The organism is Streptomyces sp. NPDC037290 (assembly GCF_055603245.1).
Window position 1 is genome coordinate 226,433 of the sequence record NZ_JBVJVZ010000001.1, and the last position, 16,922, is coordinate 243,354.

Consider the following 16,922-nt stretch of genomic DNA (forward strand, 5'->3'; position numbering starts at 1 on the left):
TGCACCACCCCCCCCCCCCCCCCCCCCCCCCCCCCCCCCCCCCCCCCCCCCCCCCCCCCGCGTTCCGGTACGCCCGCCTCCCCGGCGAGGGCGAGGTACCGAGTCCCCCCAGCGGCGGCAGCCCGTACGGCTCGGCGGCCGCGACCGCCTGCCCCGGCGCACCCGGCCTGCACCCGGACCGTGCGCGTGATAGGGCCGACGGCGGCCCCGTCCGGGATCCCGTCTCGTAGCCGCCGGGCAGCCCGTGCCCGGCGGCCCGTACCCCGGCCGGCAGGCCCTCGGCCGCCGCGTACCGGACGGCGGAACGCAGCGCCCGGCCTGCCGGACCGTGCGTGACAGGGCCGACGGCGGCCCCGTCCGGGATCCCGTCTCGTAGCCGCCGGGCAGCCCGTGCCCGGCGGCTCGTACCCCGGCCGGCAGGCCCTCGGCCGCCGCGTACCGGACGGCGGAACGCAGCATGGCCGCACAACCCGACAGGCATCGTCAGGTCGTGCGGCCATGGTCAGCCGAAGGGCGGATCAGCCGACGGACACCTTGTCGGCCGGGGCCTCGGCGGCGGAGGCCGGGCGGTTCGCCGCGAGCTTCTGCTTCACCACGGCGATCAGCACCACGACCGCCGCGACGCCCACCGACAGCAGCACGGTCGTACGGCCGCTGCTCTCACCCTTGGTGTCGGTCAGCATGTAGCCGAGGACGCCGATGATGAAGAAGGCCGTCGCCCAGGTCAGGTACGGATACAGCCACATCTTCACGACGAGCTTCTCCGGCGCCTCCCGCTGGAGGATCTTCCGCATCCGCAGCTGCGAGAAGCAGATGACCAGCCACACGAACAGGGCCACCGCACCACTGGAGTTGACCAGGAAGAGGAAGACCGTCTTCGGGTAGGCGTAGTTGAAGAAGACCGCCACGAAGCCGAAGACGACCGACGCCAGGATGGCCGTCATCGGCACACCGCGGGACGTGGTGCGGGCGAACGCCTTCGGGGCGTCACCGCGCTGGCCGAGCGAGAAGGCCATCCGGGAGGCCGTGTAGAGGCCGGAGTTGAGACAGGACAGCACCGAGGTCAGCACGATGACGTTCATGATCTCGCCGGCGTGCGCGATGCCGAGGGAGTCCAGGGCGGCCACGTAGGAGCCGTCCCTCTTGATGGACGGGTCGTTCCACGGCAGCAGCGAGACCACGACCAGGATCGAGCCCAGGTAGAAGACGCCGATACGCCAGATGATGCTGTTGGTGGACTTGGTGACCGCGCGCTGCGGGTCTTCCGACTCGCCGGCCGCCAGGGTCGCGATCTCGCTTCCCATGAAGGAGAAGACGACCAGCAGCACACCGGTGAGGATGGCGCCGGGGCCGTGCGGCAGGAAGCCGCCGTGGTTCGTCAGGTTGCCGAAGCTCGCCTTGTCGGCGTGCACGCCGGGCAGCACGCCGAAGATGGCCAGCGCGCCGACGACGATGAACGCGCCGATCGCCACGACCTTGATGCCGGCGAACCAGAACTCGAACTCTCCGTAGGAGCCTACGGAGACCAGGTTGGTCGCGGTCAGCACGGTCATCACGATGAGCGCCCAGGCCCACTGCGGCACACCGGGGACCCAGCCGTGCAGGATCCCGGCGCCGGCGGTGGCCTCGACGGCCAGCACGACGACCCAGAAGAACCAGTAGAGCCAGCCGATGGAGAACCCGGCCCAGCGGCCGAGGGCACGGTCGGCGTGCGCGGAGAAGGAGCCGGAGGTGGGGTTGGCCGCCGACATCTCGCCGAGCATGCGCATCACGAGGACGACGAGGGTGCCGACGAGTGCGTACGACAGGAGGATGCCGGGTCCCGCGGTCGCGATGCCGGAGCTGGAACCGACGAAGAGGCCGGCTCCGATGACACCACCGATCGCGATCATCGACAGATGGCGGTTCTTGAGTCCTGCTTGGAGGCCCGAACCAGGGGTCATGGACGGATTTCCTTTGCGCCAGGAGGAGCAGCTCGTATGAGCGGTGTACGAGTCGGTCCAGTGAATCCGAGGCGAACGAATTCGGGAACCTCTGAATCCGTATCGTTACTTGAGGTTCCCTTGAGGTTCTATGGCTCTGCTCACATTTCCGGGAGCTTTCGGAGCCCGGCCACCCGAGGCTGCTGCCCTGAAACAGGCGTGTCACACTCATTGCATGCGCGTGTATCTCGGCTCCGACCATGCGGGCTACGAACTCAAGAACCACCTCGTCGACTGGCTCAAGGCGGCGGGGCACGAGCCCGTCGACTGCGGGCCGCACATCTACGACGCCCAGGACGACTACCCGCCCTTCTGCCTGCGTGCCGCGGAGCGGACGGCCGCGGACCCCGACGCCCTCGGCATCGTGATCGGCGGCTCCGGCAACGGTGAGCAGATCGCCGCGAACAAGGTGAAGGGCGTGCGGGCGGCGCTGGCCTGGAGCGAGGAGACGGCTTCGCTCGGCCGGCAGCACAACAACGCCAACGTCGTCGCCGTGGGTGCGCGCATGCACAGCACGGAGGAGGCGACGAAGTTCGTCGAGACCTTCCTCAACACGCCGTTCTCCGGTGACGAGCGTCACATCCGCCGCATCGACATGCTGGCGGCGTACGAGACGACGGGCGACCTCCCGCCGATCCCGGCCCACCACCCCCAGCAGTAGGCTCCGCCGGCCGGGCCGACTCTCGATCCGCCGGGAGTCGACCCGGTCCGGGCCGCCCCCGAAAGGACACCTCCGCCGTGCCGGAAGGGCACACCATCCATCGGCTGGCCCAGGACTACGCCGCCCGCTTCCGCGGCACCGCCCCTCGCGTCACCAGCCCCCAGGGCAAGTTCTCCGATGCCGCCGCCCTCCTGGACCGCGCGGAGCTGACGGACACCGAAGCCCACGGCAAGCACCTCTTCCTGCGCTTCCGGGACACCGACTGGGTCCACATCCACCTCGGCCTGTTCGGCAAGGTCGGCTTCGGTGACGCCCCCGCGCCCCCGCCGGCCGACACGGTCCGGCTCCGGCTCGCGAACGACATGTCGTACGTCGACCTCCGCGGCCCCACCACCTGCGCGCTGATCACGCAGGAGGAGAAGCGCGCGATACACGCCCGCCTCGGCCCCGACCCGCTCCGCGAGGACGCCGACCCCGCCGCGGCGTACCGCAGGATCTCCCGCAGCCGTACGACGATCGCCGCGCTGCTCATGGACCAGAAGATCGTCGCCGGCGTCGGCAACGTCTACCGCGCCGAGGTCCTCTTCCGGCACGGCATCGACCCGTACCGGGCGGGCAAGGACCTCACCCCGGCCGAGTGGCGGGCCATCTGGGCCGACCTGGTCGCCCTCATGCGCGAGGGCGTCCGGAACAACCGCATCGACACCGTCCGCCCCGAGCACACCCCCGAGGCCATGGGCCGCCCACCCCGGGTGGACGACCACGGCGGCGAGGTGTACGTCTACCGACGCGCCACCCTGCCCTGCCACATCTGCGGCACCGGGGTGCGCACCGCCGACCTCGCCGCCCGCAACCTCTTCTGGTGCCCCGCCTGTCAGAAACGCTGACCGGACGCTAGAAACCGTGCGGCAGCCAGGGGACCACCGGTGAGCCGAAGGCCACCGACGCCTCGGTGAGCGCCCCCGGCCGCAGCTCCCGTACCCGCCCGGCACCCGCCAGCGACAGCAGGGAGACCCCGCCGAGGTAGGCCGCCCCCAACTCCCGTACGGACAACGCCAGATCGGCCGCGTCGGACGTCCGCTCGCAGGACGCGCCCTTCGGGTCCCCGGCCAGCCGCCACCGCCCCGCGTTCCACGGGCAGAAGGCGTCCTCCACCTCGAACACGACGTCCACGGGCGCCTGGTACGTCCGCGCCGAAAGAGCCGTACCGACGTCCACGAGACGGACGTAGCACGAGTCCCGCACGCGCGTCCGGCAGCGTCGGATGTCGTCCACCTGGTACTGCCAGGCGTCGTCCACCGGGCGCCCCCGCACGGTCAGCGTCGACATCAGGTCGATGCCCGACAGGAAGCGCCACAGCGCCGCGTCCGTCGCGGGATCCAGCGCGGCCAGGTCCTCCAGCGTCACCGTGCCGTCGTGCCCGCTCGGACCCCAGCCGAGCTTCGTGCGGAACCGGGCGTATCCGGTGACCCGTCCCTCCCGCTCGGCGACGACGCACTGCAGCGCCGACGCCCCCGCCCGCTCGCTCTCCGGGTCGAACAGCGGCGCCCGCGCCCAGCCGGGCTGCCGGGCCAGCATTCCCGGCCGCAGCGGCACCAGGGCCGCGTACACCGCCTCGCACTCGGCCAGGACGTCGGCGGGCGCCGCGTACCGCAGGCGTACGCCGTCGGTGCCGGCGGGCGGCGCCAGGGACACCCGGCTCGTGTCGATCTCCGCGATCAGCTGGAAGGTCGCCGCGCCGTACCCGAACCGGCCGTAGATGGCCGGCTCGGAGGCGTTCAGCACCGCCAGCGGCTCGCCCCATGCCCGTACGTCGTCGAGTTGCCGGCGCATCATCGCGGTCAGCAGCCCGCGCCGCCGGTGGGTGGCGGCCACGCTCACCATGGTGATGCCGGCCGTCGCCACCGCGGCGCCGCCCGGCACGGTCATCCGGAAGCTGAACGCCCCCGCCGACCCGACGATCTCGTCCCCGTCCCGGGCGGCCAGCGAACGGTCGAACTCGGTGAGTGATCTGTCCAGTTCGCGCTCCTCGGCCGAGGCGGACCCGCCGAAGGCGCGGACCACGCCGTCCCACCAGCGGTCGAAGTCCTCGGGCGCCAGTACGGTCAAATCGATCGCGTGTTCCGTCCCCATGCGCCATGCCTATCAGGGCATTGCGGGACGAGCCAGTGAATTTGTCCCGGACAGCGGCGCGATGGCCGCGCGTGCCGTTCACTGTGAGGACGCACCGAGGACGAACCCACGACGAACCCACGACGATCCGCGAAGGAGAGCCTCGCACGGGGGACAAGTGGGACCTCCCGTGCCAAGCAGCCGGTCCGATGGATAGGGTCCCGAACTGATGGCAGCAGGACGAGGGCGGCGCGCGAAGGCCGAGACGTTCACGGCACGGTGGAAGATGCAGTGGCACCGGGTCCGCACCGGCCTGCGCAGAAGTGCCGTGGACTACTTCCGCGGCGACGGCTCCGACTGGGTCGCGTTCGCCGGGCTGCTGCTCACCATCCCCGTCCTGATGGCCATGACGCTGGTCGACTCGGTGTGGTGCTCCCCGGCCACGCTGGTGCTGCCGATCGTCGCCGGCGGCCTGCTGCTGCGCCCGGCGAGCCTGCTCGGCCTGTACGCGGCCGGGGCCACCGCGCTGATCGTGGAGTCGGTCCGGCTCGGCCCGTACACGGAAGGGCCTTCCCGGGTCACCCCGGGCGTGGTCCTCGTGGTGGCGGCCTGCGGCTTCTTCGGCCTGCTCACGGCCCAGTTCCGCAGCCGGGTCGGGGTGCCCTGGCGGCGCGGCGGCACGATGCTGTTCGACCTGCGCGAGCGGATCCGGGTGCAGAGCAAGCTGCCGAAGCTGCCGCAGGGCTGGCACCACGAGATGGCGCTGCGGCCGGCCGGCGGCCAGTCCTTCTCCGGTGACTTCGTCGTCGCGGCCCGCACGAACGGCGGCCGCACCCTGGAGGTCGTGCTCACGGACGTGTCCGGCAAGGGCATGGACGCGGGCTCGCGCGCCCTGCTGCTGTCCGGCGCCTTCGGCGGCCTCCTCGGCTCCCTCCCGCCGCACGCCTTCCTCCCGGCCGCGAACGGCTACCTCCTCCGCCAGGACTGGGACGAGGGCTTCGCCACCTCCATCCACCTCGTCCTGGACCTCGACTCCGGGGACTACGAGCTGTACTCCGCCGGCCATCCGCCGGGGCTGCAGCTGAGCGCGGGCAGCGGCCGCTGGGAGGAGAAGGCCGCAGAGGGGCCGCTGCTCGGGGTGTACGACGGTGCCCAGTTCGACTCCGTGAAGGGGTCCCTGCGCCCCGGTGACGTCCTGATGCTCTTCACGGACGGCCTGGTGGAGACCTCCGACCGTGACATCGTCGAGGGCATCGACCGCCTCACCGGCGAGGCCGACCGCTATGTCGCCGGGGGCTTCCACGGCGCCGCCTGGCACCTCATCGAGGCGGTCGCGAAGGACGTCAACGACGACAGGGCCCTCCTCCTGATCTGCCGCCAGACCTCCCCGGCCCGCCTTCCCTAGGGACCGCCCCCAGCGGACTCGCGGCGCCCGCCCTGCCGGGGTGGGGCTGCTCCTCCTGACCTTCCCCGGCCGCTCCCCGCCCACGCCGGGCACCGCCCAGGGGCCGTGTGCTGCTCGGGCGACTTCGGGTGTCATTCCGGGGGGCGTGCGCTGTCCCAGGCCGTGCGCCCGGGTACTGCTCCAAGCCGCCCCGGGTACCGACCCAGCGGCGAGCGGCGAGCGGCGAGCGGCGCCGCAGGGCCTCGCCGGGCACGGCACCGTCCCAAGCCGGCGCCGGGTCGGGCATCCAAGGGACGGTGCCCACCCGCGCCGTCCCCAGAGCCGTACACCTAGGCCACCCGCGGGCCAGGCTCCGTGGTGCGCATGGCTGCGCTCAGGGGGGTCAGGACCCGCCAGCCCACGGCCTCGTACAGCGCCCGGCCCTCCTCGGTCGCGCCCAGTACGGCCGCCCTCGCCCCCTGGTCGACGCCCGCCTCGGCGAGCGTGCCCAGGACCACGCGCCCGAGGCCCCGCCGCTGATGGGCCGGGTCGGTCTCCACCTGGTCGACGGCCGCGGTCGTACCGGTGACGGCTATCTGTCCGCGCGCCGCGAAGGCCCCGTCGGCGGCACGCACCACGACCCGGGTGACCCCGCCCCTGTTCCAGCTGCTCAGCCGGTAGCCGTCGGGAAGGTCAGGCGGGACCTCGACCTCGGACAGGGAGGCGGCCATGAGGGCGGCGTGGCCATCCAGCAGGCCCCAGCCCGGCGGCAGCCACGCCCGCAGGGTCCGCCCCGGCACGAACGTCTTCAGCGCGACACCGGCGGGGCTGTTCTCGGCCAGCTTCCGGACGGTCGCCTCGTCGGCGGCGGTCAGCACGTGCCGGGCCACCTCCCTGGACAGGCCGACCTGGACCGTGAAACCCCAGGACTCGCGGGTTGGTTCGGCCGCCCCGCGCGACACGACCCAGCCCTCGACCCATGCGCGTACCGCTTCGGCAGTGCTCCCGAAAGACACGACCCCTCCCTGCGCGTAATAGGTGCTCCGTATAAGTATCTATTACAGGATGGCATGACGGGGCCGGCTTCGCGAGACACTGGCGCGATGACACAGCTCTCGCTCGACGAGGTGGAGGCCCTCGCCCGGGCCGCCCACGAGGGACAGACCGACAAGGCGGGACGGCCGTACGCCGAGCATCTCGCCGCCGTCGCCGCGGGCGTGCGCGCCCGCGGCGGGGACGCGGAGCAGATCGCGGCGGCCTGGCTGCACGACTCCGTGGAGGACGACGCGCTGTCCCGGGAGTGGCTCGAACAGGCGGCGCTGACCCGGCGGACCAAGGCCATCGTGGACGCCCTCACCAAGCGGCCGGGGGAGGAGCCGCGGGAGTACGCCCGGCGGATCCTCGCCACCGACGGCGCGCGGCTGGTGAAGGAGGCGGACCTGGCACACAACGCCGACCCGCGGCGGCTGGCCGTCCTGGACGGGCCCACCCGGAAACGACTGACCGAGAAGTACGCCCGGATGCGCGCACTTCTCGGCCTCGGTGAGGGATGAGCGCCAGGGCAGGCCTTAGGCGCTGACCTTCTCGCGCTCCTTCTTCCGCCGCTCGCGGGCGAGTTCGGCCGCGTCCTGCTTGAACGCCCACTCCATCCTCGGCTCCATCGCGAACCGGAAGACGCGCCGGACGGGACTGGTGCACAGCACGGTGACGGCGGCGCCCGCGAGGACGGTCACCAGGATCTCGCCGAGCGGGTGGTGCAGCCAGGCGTGGTCGAACAGGCCGCGGTAGTCGGCGAACTTCACCAGGAAGCCGTGCAGCAGATAGCCGTACAGCGTGCCCGCGCCGAGGGACGTGAACCACATCCGCCGGCCCGGCACCCAGGCGAAGAAACAGGCCGTCAGCAGCAGCGAGCAGCCCATCATCGCGAGCGTCATCACCGGGCCGCACCACCAGGGCGCGCCCAGTTCCTGCGCGGAGTCACGGTGGTAGAACCACGCGGTGTTCATGCGCGGCACCGCCCACCAGCCGACGGCCAGCGCGGCGGCGAACACCGGCACCGCGGCGATCCGCACCGAGCGGCGGCGCACCAACTGGAAGTGCTCGGCCTTCAGGCACAGACCGAGTACGAAGTACGGCAGGAACTGCAGCACGCGCTGCAGGTCGAGGTCGTCACCGATGTTCGGGGTGACGGACGCCAGCATGGCGATGCCGAGGGCGACCACCAGCGGCGAGCGCACCAGCTTCCAGATCGGCGTCGTCAGCCGCCAGATGAACAGGGCGACCAGGAACCAGGTCAGGTACCAGGGGTCGAGGAGGCTGATCTCCTCGTGCGAGCCCGTGATCAGGTTCTTGAACAGCGGGTACGCGGTCTCGAAGAGGACGTACGGCACCACGACACCGGTGATCAGCCGCTTCAGCCGGTCCGGGCGCAGGTCGAAACCGCGCGAGAAGAAGCCCGAGATGATGATGAACGCCGGCATGTGGAAGGCGTACACGACCGTGTACACGCCCTCCAGGATCCGGCTGTCGCCCTTCAGCGGCTCCCACGAGTGCCCCATCGCGACGAGCACGATGGCCAGGTACTTGGCGTTGTCGAAGAACGCGTCACGCCGTTTGCCATCACCCTGTTTGCCGGGTCTGTCCGCCTTCGGCTGTCCCTTCTGCGCACTCATCGGGGTGCGCGGACCGGGCACTCCGTCCACCGGCGACTGTGCCGGGGGGAGCGGCCTGCGGCTTGGGCCGGGGGACGAGGCGGCGTCAAACATCTCAGGCACCCTAGCGTCGTCCGTGGGATTTCGTAAAACCCCGCAGTCATTCCTGGTTATCGCTTCCGAGTACCCGCTGATTTACACAACGGGCCATCTTCGTCTACGTGATGGTGCGCACACAGGGTCATCAGTTCACCCCTGATGTCCCGATTCATCCCGACTAAATGGGGCATACGGCGTCTCTGTGTCATCAATTCGAATTACCTGCGCACAGGATGTGTGGAGGTGGAAACGAACTCGCGCAATTCATCGGGAAGTCGCGTGCGGGTGCCCCGCCGAATTACTGTGCGGCGGATCGCCCGCCCCGGCCGGCCGCCCGACGTTGCGTCACGGGCCGCATGAGGCGGCCGGGTTGGTGGCACGATGGTTCTGGCGGGGGTGCGGGCCGTACCCCCGGGCCGGGAGAGCGGACCGACCGAGGGTGTGATCAGTTGTGGCCATTTCACTGTCTGTGGTGCTGCTGTTGGCGATCATCCTTGTGGTGCTGCTGCGAGGGGGGAACATCAAGGCGGGGCCCGCGATCGTCGCGATCCTCTTCGGCTTCTTCCTCGCCTCGACCGGCATGGCCCCGTCCATCGACCGCTTCCTGAACTCGATAGCGGACTCCATCAGCTCGATCAAGTTCTGACCCGGCGCGGGAGCCGGCGGTTCAGAGCATGCTGAACAACTGAAGCAACGGGGGGACGTACGGGGATGGCGCTGCGCGACACGGACCCGGCGGAGATCGGCGGCTACCGGATCGAGGACCGCCTCGGCAGCGGCGGCATGGGCGTGGTGTACCTCGCCCGGTCCGCCTCCGGCCGCCGGCTCGCGGTGAAGGTCGTCCACGGCCAGTACGCCGACGACGACGAGTTCCGCACCCGCTTCAGCCGCGAGGTGGCCGCCGCGCGCCAGGTCAGCGGTGCCTTCACGGCCCCCGTGGTGGACGCGGACGCCGACGCCCCGCGCCCCTGGATGGCCACGCTCTACATCCCCGGCGAGGACCTCGGCACGCACGTCCGCCGCCACGGCCCGCTCCCGCCGGCCCGGCTGCGCGAACTCGCCGCCGGCCTCGCCGAGGCCCTGCGCGACATCCACCGCGCGGGCGTGGTCCACCGCGACCTGAAACCGGCCAACGTCATGCTCGCCGAGGACGGCCCGCGCGTCATCGACTTCGGCGTCTCCCGCGCCGCCGAGTCCACCGCCGCCGACGCCCTCACCCAGACGGGGCGGGTGATGGGCACCCCGCCCTTCATGTCCCCCGAGCAGTTCACCTCCCCGCACGAGGTCGGCCCCGCCACCGACGTCTTCTCCCTCGGCGCGGTCGTCGTGTACGCCGCCACCCGGCGCGGCCCCTTCGACAGCGTCAGCCCCTGGGAGACGGCGACACGGGTCGTCGAGCGCGCTCCCGACCTCGACGGCGTCCCCGCCGACCTGCTCCCCTTCGTCCGCCTCTGCCTGGAGAAGCACCCCAAGTCCCGGCCGACCCCCGACGAACTGCTGTACGTACTGCGCGAGGGCCGGCTGCCCGATCCGCCGGACCGGCCCGCACCGGAGGACATCCGGCCGCCCCGGCCCCGGCGCCGACGCCGGGCGCTGTGGCTGGCATCGCTCGCGGCCGCCCTGGTGCTCGCGGTGACCGCCCCGCTGGTGGCCCTGAGGACGAGCGGACACGGCAGCCCGGATCCGGCCGCCGCCCTGCCCGCGGGCTGGCGGGCCTGGCACGCCCGGGAGACCGACAAGAAGACCAGCGCCGCCGCGTCCTTCCCGTCCTGCGCGGCGCTCGACGGCGGACTGATCTGCGCGGGCGACGACCTGAAGGCCGTCCGCTTCTCGCTCGCCACCGGCAAGGTCGAGTGGGCCCTGCCCGCGGACGACCATCCCGACCCGAACAGCAGCAGTTCCAGCAGCTCCGACGGCGGCGTGCTGGGGGCACACGGACACGACGTCTACACGGTGGCCGAGACCTCCCGCCCCTCCGCGCAGGACGCCGCCTACGCCTTCCAGGCCGTCGACGCCCGGACCGGCAAGGTCCGCTGGAGCACCCCCAACGGCGACGAGGAGCCCTCCCTGGCGGACGGCTCGGCCGCGATCACGCCCGACGGGCCGTTCGTCATCCGCGCGGGCGGCAGGACGTACTCGCTGCTCGACCCGGCCACCGGCGCACCCCGCTGGAAGCGCACCATGCCCGCCCTGCACACCATGTCCGCGGACGACACCTGCACGCTGCGTGCCGTGGCGGGCCGCGCCTACCTGGTCTGCGTCGGCAGCAAGGCCAAGCGCACCACGATCGCCCAGCTCGACCCGGCGCACGGCGACCCACGCTGGACCGCCACGCTGGAGGGCGCGCTCACGCCGGCCGGCCGGACCGGCGACCGTCTCGTCCTGCTGACGGCCGCGGACGCCTACGCCATGCCGGACGTCACCTCCAGCACCACCTACCGCCGTGTCACCCTGCTGGGCCTCACCGACCACGCACCGCACATCGTCCCGCTGGCCCGGCCCGTCCCGGCCGACGCCACACCCACCCTGCTCGACGGCACCCTGTACTTCGTCCGCGCCAGCGGCGAGGTCCGTGCCGTCGACCCGGTCACCGGCCGCACCCGCTGGATCACCCACTCCTCGGTGGAACGCCCCGGCCGGCCCGCCCTCTCGGCCTCCTACGTCCTGATCGTCTCCCCGGGCGGCCGCCTCGCCGCCCTGGACCGCCGCACCGGCGCGGAGGCCCACAGCCTGCCCGGCCGCGACGACCGCACGGACCCGGTGTTCGTGGAGACGGGCGCGACCCCCCTCGTCCACGGCGCCGCCCTCTACGTCCCCTACGGCACCCGGGCCGTCTACTCCGTGGACCTGCGCCACCTGTGACACACACCAGGGGCCCGGCCCCGCCGAAGCGGAACCGGGCCCCTGGAACGGTCACGGTGACCGGACAGAGCGGGCGACGGGAATCGAACCCGCGTAGCTAGTTTGGAAGACTAGGGCTCTACCATTGAGCTACGCCCGCACCAGTGCGCCGCAGGTCGGTGACCGCGCGGCACTGGAGGCATCGTAGCGGGTCGCCCGCCGTCGAGGCCAACGCGTTCGCCGCCGCGGCCCCCGCACGTGCGGACCCGAGGAATGCGGCCGACGTAATCCTCCGGGGCATGTACCCTACGTGTCGCACCAGACGGGGTGTGGCGCAGCTTGGTAGCGCGTCCGCTTTGGGAGCGGAAGGCCGTGGGTTCAAATCCCGCCACCCCGACCACCTGCCCACGCATCTGCTCACGGTGTCGCGATGATCGCCTTTTGGGACGCTGACCCGCTGCGGTTACTATGCAAGCTGCGCGCCCGTGTGACCCGGCCCTCACGGCCTACGTACTCCTCCGGGCGGCGAATCCGCCGGACCTGTCTGGCTCCGGCGAAACCCAAGAAGTCAGCCACAAGGAGACCGAACCGTGAAGAGCGCCGTGGAGACCCTGAACCCGACCCGGGTTCGGCTCACTGTCGAGGTGCCCTTCGAGGAGCTCAAGGACAGCCTCGACGCGGCGTACAAGAAGATCAACCAGCAGGTCACGGTGAAGGGCTTCCGTAAGGGCAAGATCCCGGCCCGCGTCATCGACCAGCGGTTCGGCCGCGGTGCGGTGCTGGAGGAGGCCGTCAACGACGCGCTTCCGAAGTTCTACACCGAGGCGGTCAACGAGGCCGAGCTGAGCCCGCTGGGCCAGCCCGAGGTCGACATCACCGAGCTGAAGGACGGCGAGACGCTGAACTTCACCGCCGAGGTCGACGTCCGCCCGGCCCTGGAGATCCCGGACTACTCCGGCATCGAGGTCGAGGTCGACGCCGTCGAGGTGACGGACGAGGACATCGAGAAGTCCGTGGAGCAGCTGCGTGAGCGCTTCGCGTCGACCTCTCCCGTCGAGCGCGCCGCCGAGGACGGCGACGTCGTCACCATCGACCTGGAGGCCAAGGTCGACGGCGAGGTGCTGGAGGACGGCATCGCCAACGGCGTCTCCTACACCATCGGCTCCGGTGAGCTGCTGGACGGCATCGACGACGCCGTCAAGGGCCTGTCCGCCGGCGAGGAGGGCACTTTCACCTCCGAGCTGAAGGGTGGCTCCGCCGCGGGCAAGCAGGCCGAGGTCACCGTCAAAGTCACCCAGGTCGCCGCGCGTGAACTGCCCGAGCTGGACGACGAGTTCGCGCAGCTGGCCTCCGAGTTCGACACCCTGGACGAGCTGAAGGCCGACAGCCGCAAGCGCCTCGCGAACATGAAGCAGTTCGACCAGGCCACCCAGGCCCAGGAGCGCGTCCTGGAGAAGCTGCTCGAGCTGGTCGAGGTCCCGGTCCCCGAGAAGCTGCTCGAGGACGAGATCAACACCCGCAAGCACAACCTGGAGCACCACCAGCTCGGCCAGATGGGCCTCACCCTCGACAAGTACCTGGAGATCCAGGGCAAGACCGCCGAGGAGTTCGAGACCGAGACCCGCGAGGCCGCGGTCAAGGGCATCAAGACCCAGTTCGTCCTCGACGAGCTGGTCAAGAAGGAGAACCTCAACGTCAACCAGGAGGAGCTCACCGAGCACCTCATGCGGCGTGCGGCCTCCTCCGGCATGTCCCCCGACCAGTTCGCCCAGGCCGTCGTCGAGGGCGGCCAGGTGCCGCTCCTGGTCGGCGAGGTCGCCCGCGGCAAGGCCCTGGCCGTCGTGGTCGAGGCCGCCACGGTGAAGGACACCAACGGCGAGATCGTCGACCTGGAGGACGAGGAGGAGGAGACCGAGGCCGCCGAGGCGTCGGAGACCTCCGAGGAGAACGCCGAGGGCTGAGCAGCCCTGCGGCGCCTGTGAAGGACGTCCGGACGGGCCCTGGGGACTTCTTCCCCGGGGCCCGTTCGCCTACCCGGGGGCGCGGGGAACCGCGCGAGCGACCATGGGCCACCCGCGGCCGCCGGCGCACGGCACATCCCACGGCGAGCAGGCTCCCGCCCCCCGGCGGAGCCGCTACGCCCCGGGCGAACACCCGCATTCCCGGGATTCCCCGAAGGGACCATCGCGTTAGGGTCCATGAAAGGCAGAACAATGAGACGGCCCGGCGCCGTCGTAAGACGAGCAGGTGGATACGTGACGAATCTGATGCCCTCCGCCGCCGGCGAGCCTTCCATCGGTGGTGGCCTCGGCGACCAGGTCTACAACCGGCTGCTCGGCGAGCGGATCATCTTCCTCGGCCAGCAGGTCGACGACGACATCGCCAACAAGATCACCGCACAGCTGCTGCTCCTCGCCGCCGAGCCGGACAAGGACATCTACCTCTACATCAACAGCCCCGGCGGCTCGGTGACGGCCGGCATGGCGATCTACGACACCATGCAGTACATCCCGAACGACGTGGTGACGATCGGCATGGGCATGGCGGCCTCGATGGGCCAGTTCCTGCTCACCGGCGGTACCGCCGGCAAGCGCTTCGCCCTGCCGCACACGGACATCATGATGCACCAGGGCTCCGCGGGCCTCGGCGGTACGGTCTCGGACATCAAGATCCAGGCCCAGTACCTGCTGCGCACCAAGAAGACCATGACCGAGCTGACCGCGCAGCACTCCGGCCAGTCGGTCGAGACGATCCTCCGCGACGCCGACCGCGACCGCTGGTTCACCCCGGAAGAGGCCAAGGAGTACGGTCTCATTGACGAGATCATGATGCACGCCTCGGGTGTTCCGGGAGGCGGCGGCACCGGTGCCTGACCGGCCCGGCCACGCCACGCACCGCCAAGACACCAGCCCCCGAACGCCCACCAGGACGGTGAACCCCATGAACAACTTCCCCGGCGCCGCCAGCGGCATGTACGAAGGGCCCCGCCCCGACAGCCGCTACGTCATCCCGCGCTTCGTCGAGCGCACCTCCCAGGGCATCCGCGAGTACGACCCGTACGCGAAGCTCTTCGAGGAGCGCGTGATCTTCCTGGGCGTCCAGATCGACGACGCCTCCGCCAACGACGTCATGGCGCAGCTGCTGTGCCTGGAGTCGATGGACCCGGACCGGGACATCTCGATCTACATCAACAGCCCCGGTGGCGACATGACCGCCCTCACGGCGATCTACGACACGATGCAGTTCGTGAAGCCCGACATTCAGACGGTCTGCATGGGCCAGGCGGCCTCCGCCGCGGCCATCCTGCTCGCCGCCGGTACGCCCGGCAAGCGCATGGCGCTGCCGAACTCGCGCGTGCTGATCCACCAGCCGGCCGGCTCCACCGGCCGCGGCCAGCTCTCCGACCTGGAGATCATCGCCAACGAGTTCACCCGGATGCGTGAGCAGCTGGAGAACATGCTGGCCAAGCACTCGAACAGGCCGATCGAGCAGGTCCGCGAGGACATCGAGCGCGACAAGATCCTCACGGCCGAGGAGGCGCTGGAGTACGGCCTCGTCGACCAGATCATCTCCACCCGCAAGCTGAACAACGCCGCGGTCCGCTGACGCGGAGCGGCACGCTCTTTGCCCCTCTTGGCACGGTGCACGTCAAAGTGAACCCTGCCAAGGGGGGCCCGAACACCGGGCCCGGCAAGGTACCGTCGGACATAAGGCAGCACCAGGAGCCGCTGGATTCGAAAGCGTCCAGTCGTCTCCCAGGCGAAGGGGAAGCACACCGTGGCACGCATCGGTGACGGCGGCGATCTGCTCAAGTGCTCGTTCTGCGGCAAGAGCCAGAAGCAGGTCAAGAAGCTCATCGCAGGGCCCGGTGTGTACATCTGCGACGAGTGCATCGATCTCTGCAACGAGATCATCGAGGAAGAGCTCGCGGAGACCAGCGAGGTGCGCTGGGAGGAGCTGCCCAAGCCCCGCGAGATCTACGAGTTCCTCGAGGGCTACGTGGTCGGCCAGGAGGCGGCCAAGAAGGCCCTCTCCGTCGCGGTGTACAACCACTACAAACGGGTCCAGGCGGGCGAGAACGGCGGCCCGGGCGGCCGTGACGACGCCATCGAGCTGGCGAAGTCCAACATCCTCCTGCTGGGCCCCACGGGCTCCGGCAAGACCCTCCTCGCGCAGACCCTGGCACGCATGCTGAACGTGCCCTTCGCGATCGCCGACGCGACGGCGCTCACGGAGGCGGGCTACGTCGGCGAGGACGTCGAGAACATCCTCCTGAAACTGATCCAGGCGGCGGACTACGACGTCAAGAAGGCCGAGACCGGGATCATCTACATCGACGAGATCGACAAGGTGGCGCGCAAGAGCGAGAACCCGTCGATCACCCGCGACGTCTCGGGCGAGGGCGTCCAGCAGGCCCTGCTGAAGATCCTCGAGGGCACGACGGCCTCGGTCCCGCCGCAGGGCGGCCGCAAGCACCCCCACCAGGAGTTCATCCAGATCGACACGACGAACGTCCTGTTCATCGTGGGCGGTGCCTTCGCCGGCCTGGAGAAGATCATCGAGGCCCGCGCGGGCGCCAAGGGCATCGGCTTCGGCGCCACGATCCTCTCCAAGCGCGAGCTGGAGTCCAAGGACGTCTTCGAGGACGTCATGCCGGAGGACCTGGTCAAGTTCGGCATGATTCCCGAGTTCATCGGCCGCCTGCCGGTGATCACCTCGGTCCACAACCTCGACCGCGAGGCGCTCCTCAAGATCCTGGTGGAACCCCGCAACGCCCTGGTCAAGCAGTACCAGCGGCTCTTCGAACTCGACGGCGTGGAGCTGGACTTCGAGCGCGAGGCCCTGGAGGCCATCGCCGACCAGGCCATCCTCCGCCAGACCGGCGCCCGTGGCCTGCGCGCCATCATGGAGGAAGTCCTCCAGGGCGTGATGTACGAGGTCCCGTCCCGCAAGGACGTGGCCCGCGTCGTCATCACGGCCGACGTCGTCCTCTCCAACGTCAACCCGACCCTGATCCCCCGGGACGCGCGGGGTCGGGGATCGGGCGAGCAGAAGTCGGCGTAGCCGCTCCCGGCACCCCGTGCGAAGGCGGGCGGGGGGAGTGGGCGGGGGGCTCTCTGCTGTTGGGGAAATCCGGCCCCCCCTCCCTCATGGGCCGTGGTGTTGAGGCTTTCAACCGAGCTTCTTCCCCA

The 16,922-nt window shown here is 70.7% G+C and carries 14 protein-coding genes and 2 tRNA genes; 11 read left to right on the forward strand and 5 right to left on the reverse strand.

Annotated elements, in window-relative coordinates; all coding sequences use genetic code 11:
• Positions 1–518: 518 nt before the first annotated feature.
• The gene (locus ACZ7HQ_RS01050) at positions 519–1,943 is read right to left on the reverse strand and encodes an amino acid permease (RefSeq protein WP_470983026.1); all 1,425 of its coding nucleotides are present in this window, start codon (positions 1,941–1,943) and stop codon (positions 519–521) included.
• Positions 1,944–2,157: 214 nt separating this feature from the next.
• Between ACZ7HQ_RS01050 and ACZ7HQ_RS01055 the strand changes: the two genes are divergently transcribed.
• A complete protein-coding gene (locus ACZ7HQ_RS01055) occupies positions 2,158–2,643 on the forward strand; it encodes a ribose-5-phosphate isomerase (RefSeq protein WP_470983029.1) in 486 nt (161 codons plus the stop codon).
• 77 nt (positions 2,644–2,720) lie between these two features.
• Positions 2,721–3,530, forward strand: coding sequence for an Fpg/Nei family DNA glycosylase (locus ACZ7HQ_RS01060; RefSeq protein ID WP_470983032.1), 810 nt, complete (start codon positions 2,721–2,723; stop codon positions 3,528–3,530).
• 7 nt (positions 3,531–3,537) lie between these two features.
• Here the strand turns inward: ACZ7HQ_RS01060 and ACZ7HQ_RS01065 are convergent, their stop codons facing one another.
• Entirely contained in the window at positions 3,538–4,776 is a 1,239-nt protein-coding gene (locus ACZ7HQ_RS01065; RefSeq protein WP_470983035.1) for a GNAT family N-acetyltransferase, read from the reverse strand.
• Positions 4,777–4,984: 208 nt separating this feature from the next.
• Between ACZ7HQ_RS01065 and ACZ7HQ_RS01070 the strand changes: the two genes are divergently transcribed.
• Entirely contained in the window at positions 4,985–6,160 is a 1,176-nt protein-coding gene (locus ACZ7HQ_RS01070) for a SpoIIE family protein phosphatase (protein ID WP_470983038.1), read from the forward strand.
• 329 nt (positions 6,161–6,489) lie between these two features.
• Here ACZ7HQ_RS01070 and ACZ7HQ_RS01075 read toward each other — a convergent pair whose 3' ends face one another.
• Positions 6,490–7,155: a GNAT family N-acetyltransferase gene (locus ACZ7HQ_RS01075; RefSeq protein WP_470983041.1), complete on the reverse strand. Its 666-nt coding sequence runs from the start codon at positions 7,153–7,155 to the stop codon at positions 6,490–6,492.
• 87 nt (positions 7,156–7,242) lie between these two features.
• Between ACZ7HQ_RS01075 and ACZ7HQ_RS01080 the strand changes: the two genes are divergently transcribed.
• Entirely contained in the window at positions 7,243–7,692 is a 450-nt protein-coding gene (locus tag ACZ7HQ_RS01080) for an HD domain-containing protein (RefSeq protein ID WP_470983043.1), read from the forward strand.
• Positions 7,693–7,707: 15 nt separating this feature from the next.
• Here the strand turns inward: ACZ7HQ_RS01080 and ACZ7HQ_RS01085 are convergent, their stop codons facing one another.
• Entirely contained in the window at positions 7,708–8,811 is a 1,104-nt protein-coding gene (locus tag ACZ7HQ_RS01085) for an acyltransferase family protein (RefSeq protein WP_470983046.1), read from the reverse strand.
• Positions 8,812–9,340: 529 nt separating this feature from the next.
• Between ACZ7HQ_RS01085 and ACZ7HQ_RS01090 the strand changes: the two genes are divergently transcribed.
• Positions 9,341–9,535, forward strand: coding sequence for a hypothetical protein (locus ACZ7HQ_RS01090; protein ID WP_363214845.1), 195 nt, complete (start codon positions 9,341–9,343; stop codon positions 9,533–9,535).
• A gap of 65 nt (positions 9,536–9,600) precedes the next feature.
• Positions 9,601–11,751: a protein kinase domain-containing protein gene (locus tag ACZ7HQ_RS01095; protein WP_470983050.1), complete on the forward strand. Its 2,151-nt coding sequence runs from the start codon at positions 9,601–9,603 to the stop codon at positions 11,749–11,751.
• A gap of 68 nt (positions 11,752–11,819) precedes the next feature.
• Here ACZ7HQ_RS01095 and ACZ7HQ_RS01100 read toward each other — a convergent pair.
• Positions 11,820–11,890 (reverse strand) — tRNA-Gly (locus tag ACZ7HQ_RS01100).
• A 163-nt stretch (positions 11,891–12,053) separates the two neighbouring features.
• Between ACZ7HQ_RS01100 and ACZ7HQ_RS01105 the strand changes: the two genes are divergently transcribed.
• From ACZ7HQ_RS01105 to clpX, 5 genes are all read left to right on the forward strand, one after another.
• Positions 12,054–12,130, forward strand: a tRNA-Pro gene (locus ACZ7HQ_RS01105).
• A 190-nt stretch (positions 12,131–12,320) separates the two neighbouring features.
• Positions 12,321–13,691: a trigger factor gene (tig, locus tag ACZ7HQ_RS01110; RefSeq protein WP_470983053.1), complete on the forward strand. Its 1,371-nt coding sequence runs from the start codon at positions 12,321–12,323 to the stop codon at positions 13,689–13,691.
• A gap of 306 nt (positions 13,692–13,997) precedes the next feature.
• The gene (locus ACZ7HQ_RS01115; protein ID WP_470985139.1) at positions 13,998–14,603 is read left to right on the forward strand and encodes an ATP-dependent Clp protease proteolytic subunit; all 606 of its coding nucleotides are present in this window, start codon (positions 13,998–14,000) and stop codon (positions 14,601–14,603) included.
• Between the two features lie 67 nt (positions 14,604–14,670).
• Positions 14,671–15,336 carry an ATP-dependent Clp protease proteolytic subunit gene (locus ACZ7HQ_RS01120; RefSeq protein WP_470983055.1) on the forward strand — a complete coding sequence of 222 codons (666 nt, stop codon included), beginning with the start codon at positions 14,671–14,673 and terminating at the stop codon, positions 15,334–15,336.
• 171 nt (positions 15,337–15,507) lie between these two features.
• The gene (gene clpX / locus ACZ7HQ_RS01125) at positions 15,508–16,794 is read left to right on the forward strand and encodes an ATP-dependent Clp protease ATP-binding subunit ClpX (RefSeq protein ID WP_189948500.1); all 1,287 of its coding nucleotides are present in this window, start codon (positions 15,508–15,510) and stop codon (positions 16,792–16,794) included.
• Positions 16,795–16,922 lie beyond the last annotated feature (128 nt).

Coding starts and splice junctions, on each gene's coding strand:
- ACZ7HQ_RS01055 (WP_470983029.1), top strand. CDS start 2,158: ATGCGCGTGTATCTCGGCTCCGACCATGCGGGCTACGAACTCAAGAAC.
- ACZ7HQ_RS01095 (WP_470983050.1), top strand. CDS start 9,601: ATGGCGCTGCGCGACACGGACCCGGCGGAGATCGGCGGCTACCGGATC.
- ACZ7HQ_RS01050 (WP_470983026.1), bottom strand. CDS start 1,943: ATGACCCCTGGTTCGGGCCTCCAAGCAGGACTCAAGAACCGCCATCTG.
- ACZ7HQ_RS01065 (WP_470983035.1), bottom strand. CDS start 4,776: ATGGGGACGGAACACGCGATCGATTTGACCGTACTGGCGCCCGAGGAC.
- ACZ7HQ_RS01115 (WP_470985139.1), top strand. CDS start 13,998: ATGCCCTCCGCCGCCGGCGAGCCTTCCATCGGTGGTGGCCTCGGCGAC.
- ACZ7HQ_RS01080 (WP_470983043.1), top strand. CDS start 7,243: ATGACACAGCTCTCGCTCGACGAGGTGGAGGCCCTCGCCCGGGCCGCC.
- ACZ7HQ_RS01085 (WP_470983046.1), bottom strand. CDS start 8,811: ATGAGTGCGCAGAAGGGACAGCCGAAGGCGGACAGACCCGGCAAACAG.
- ACZ7HQ_RS01070 (WP_470983038.1), top strand. CDS start 4,985: ATGGCAGCAGGACGAGGGCGGCGCGCGAAGGCCGAGACGTTCACGGCA.
- ACZ7HQ_RS01120 (WP_470983055.1), top strand. CDS start 14,671: ATGAACAACTTCCCCGGCGCCGCCAGCGGCATGTACGAAGGGCCCCGC.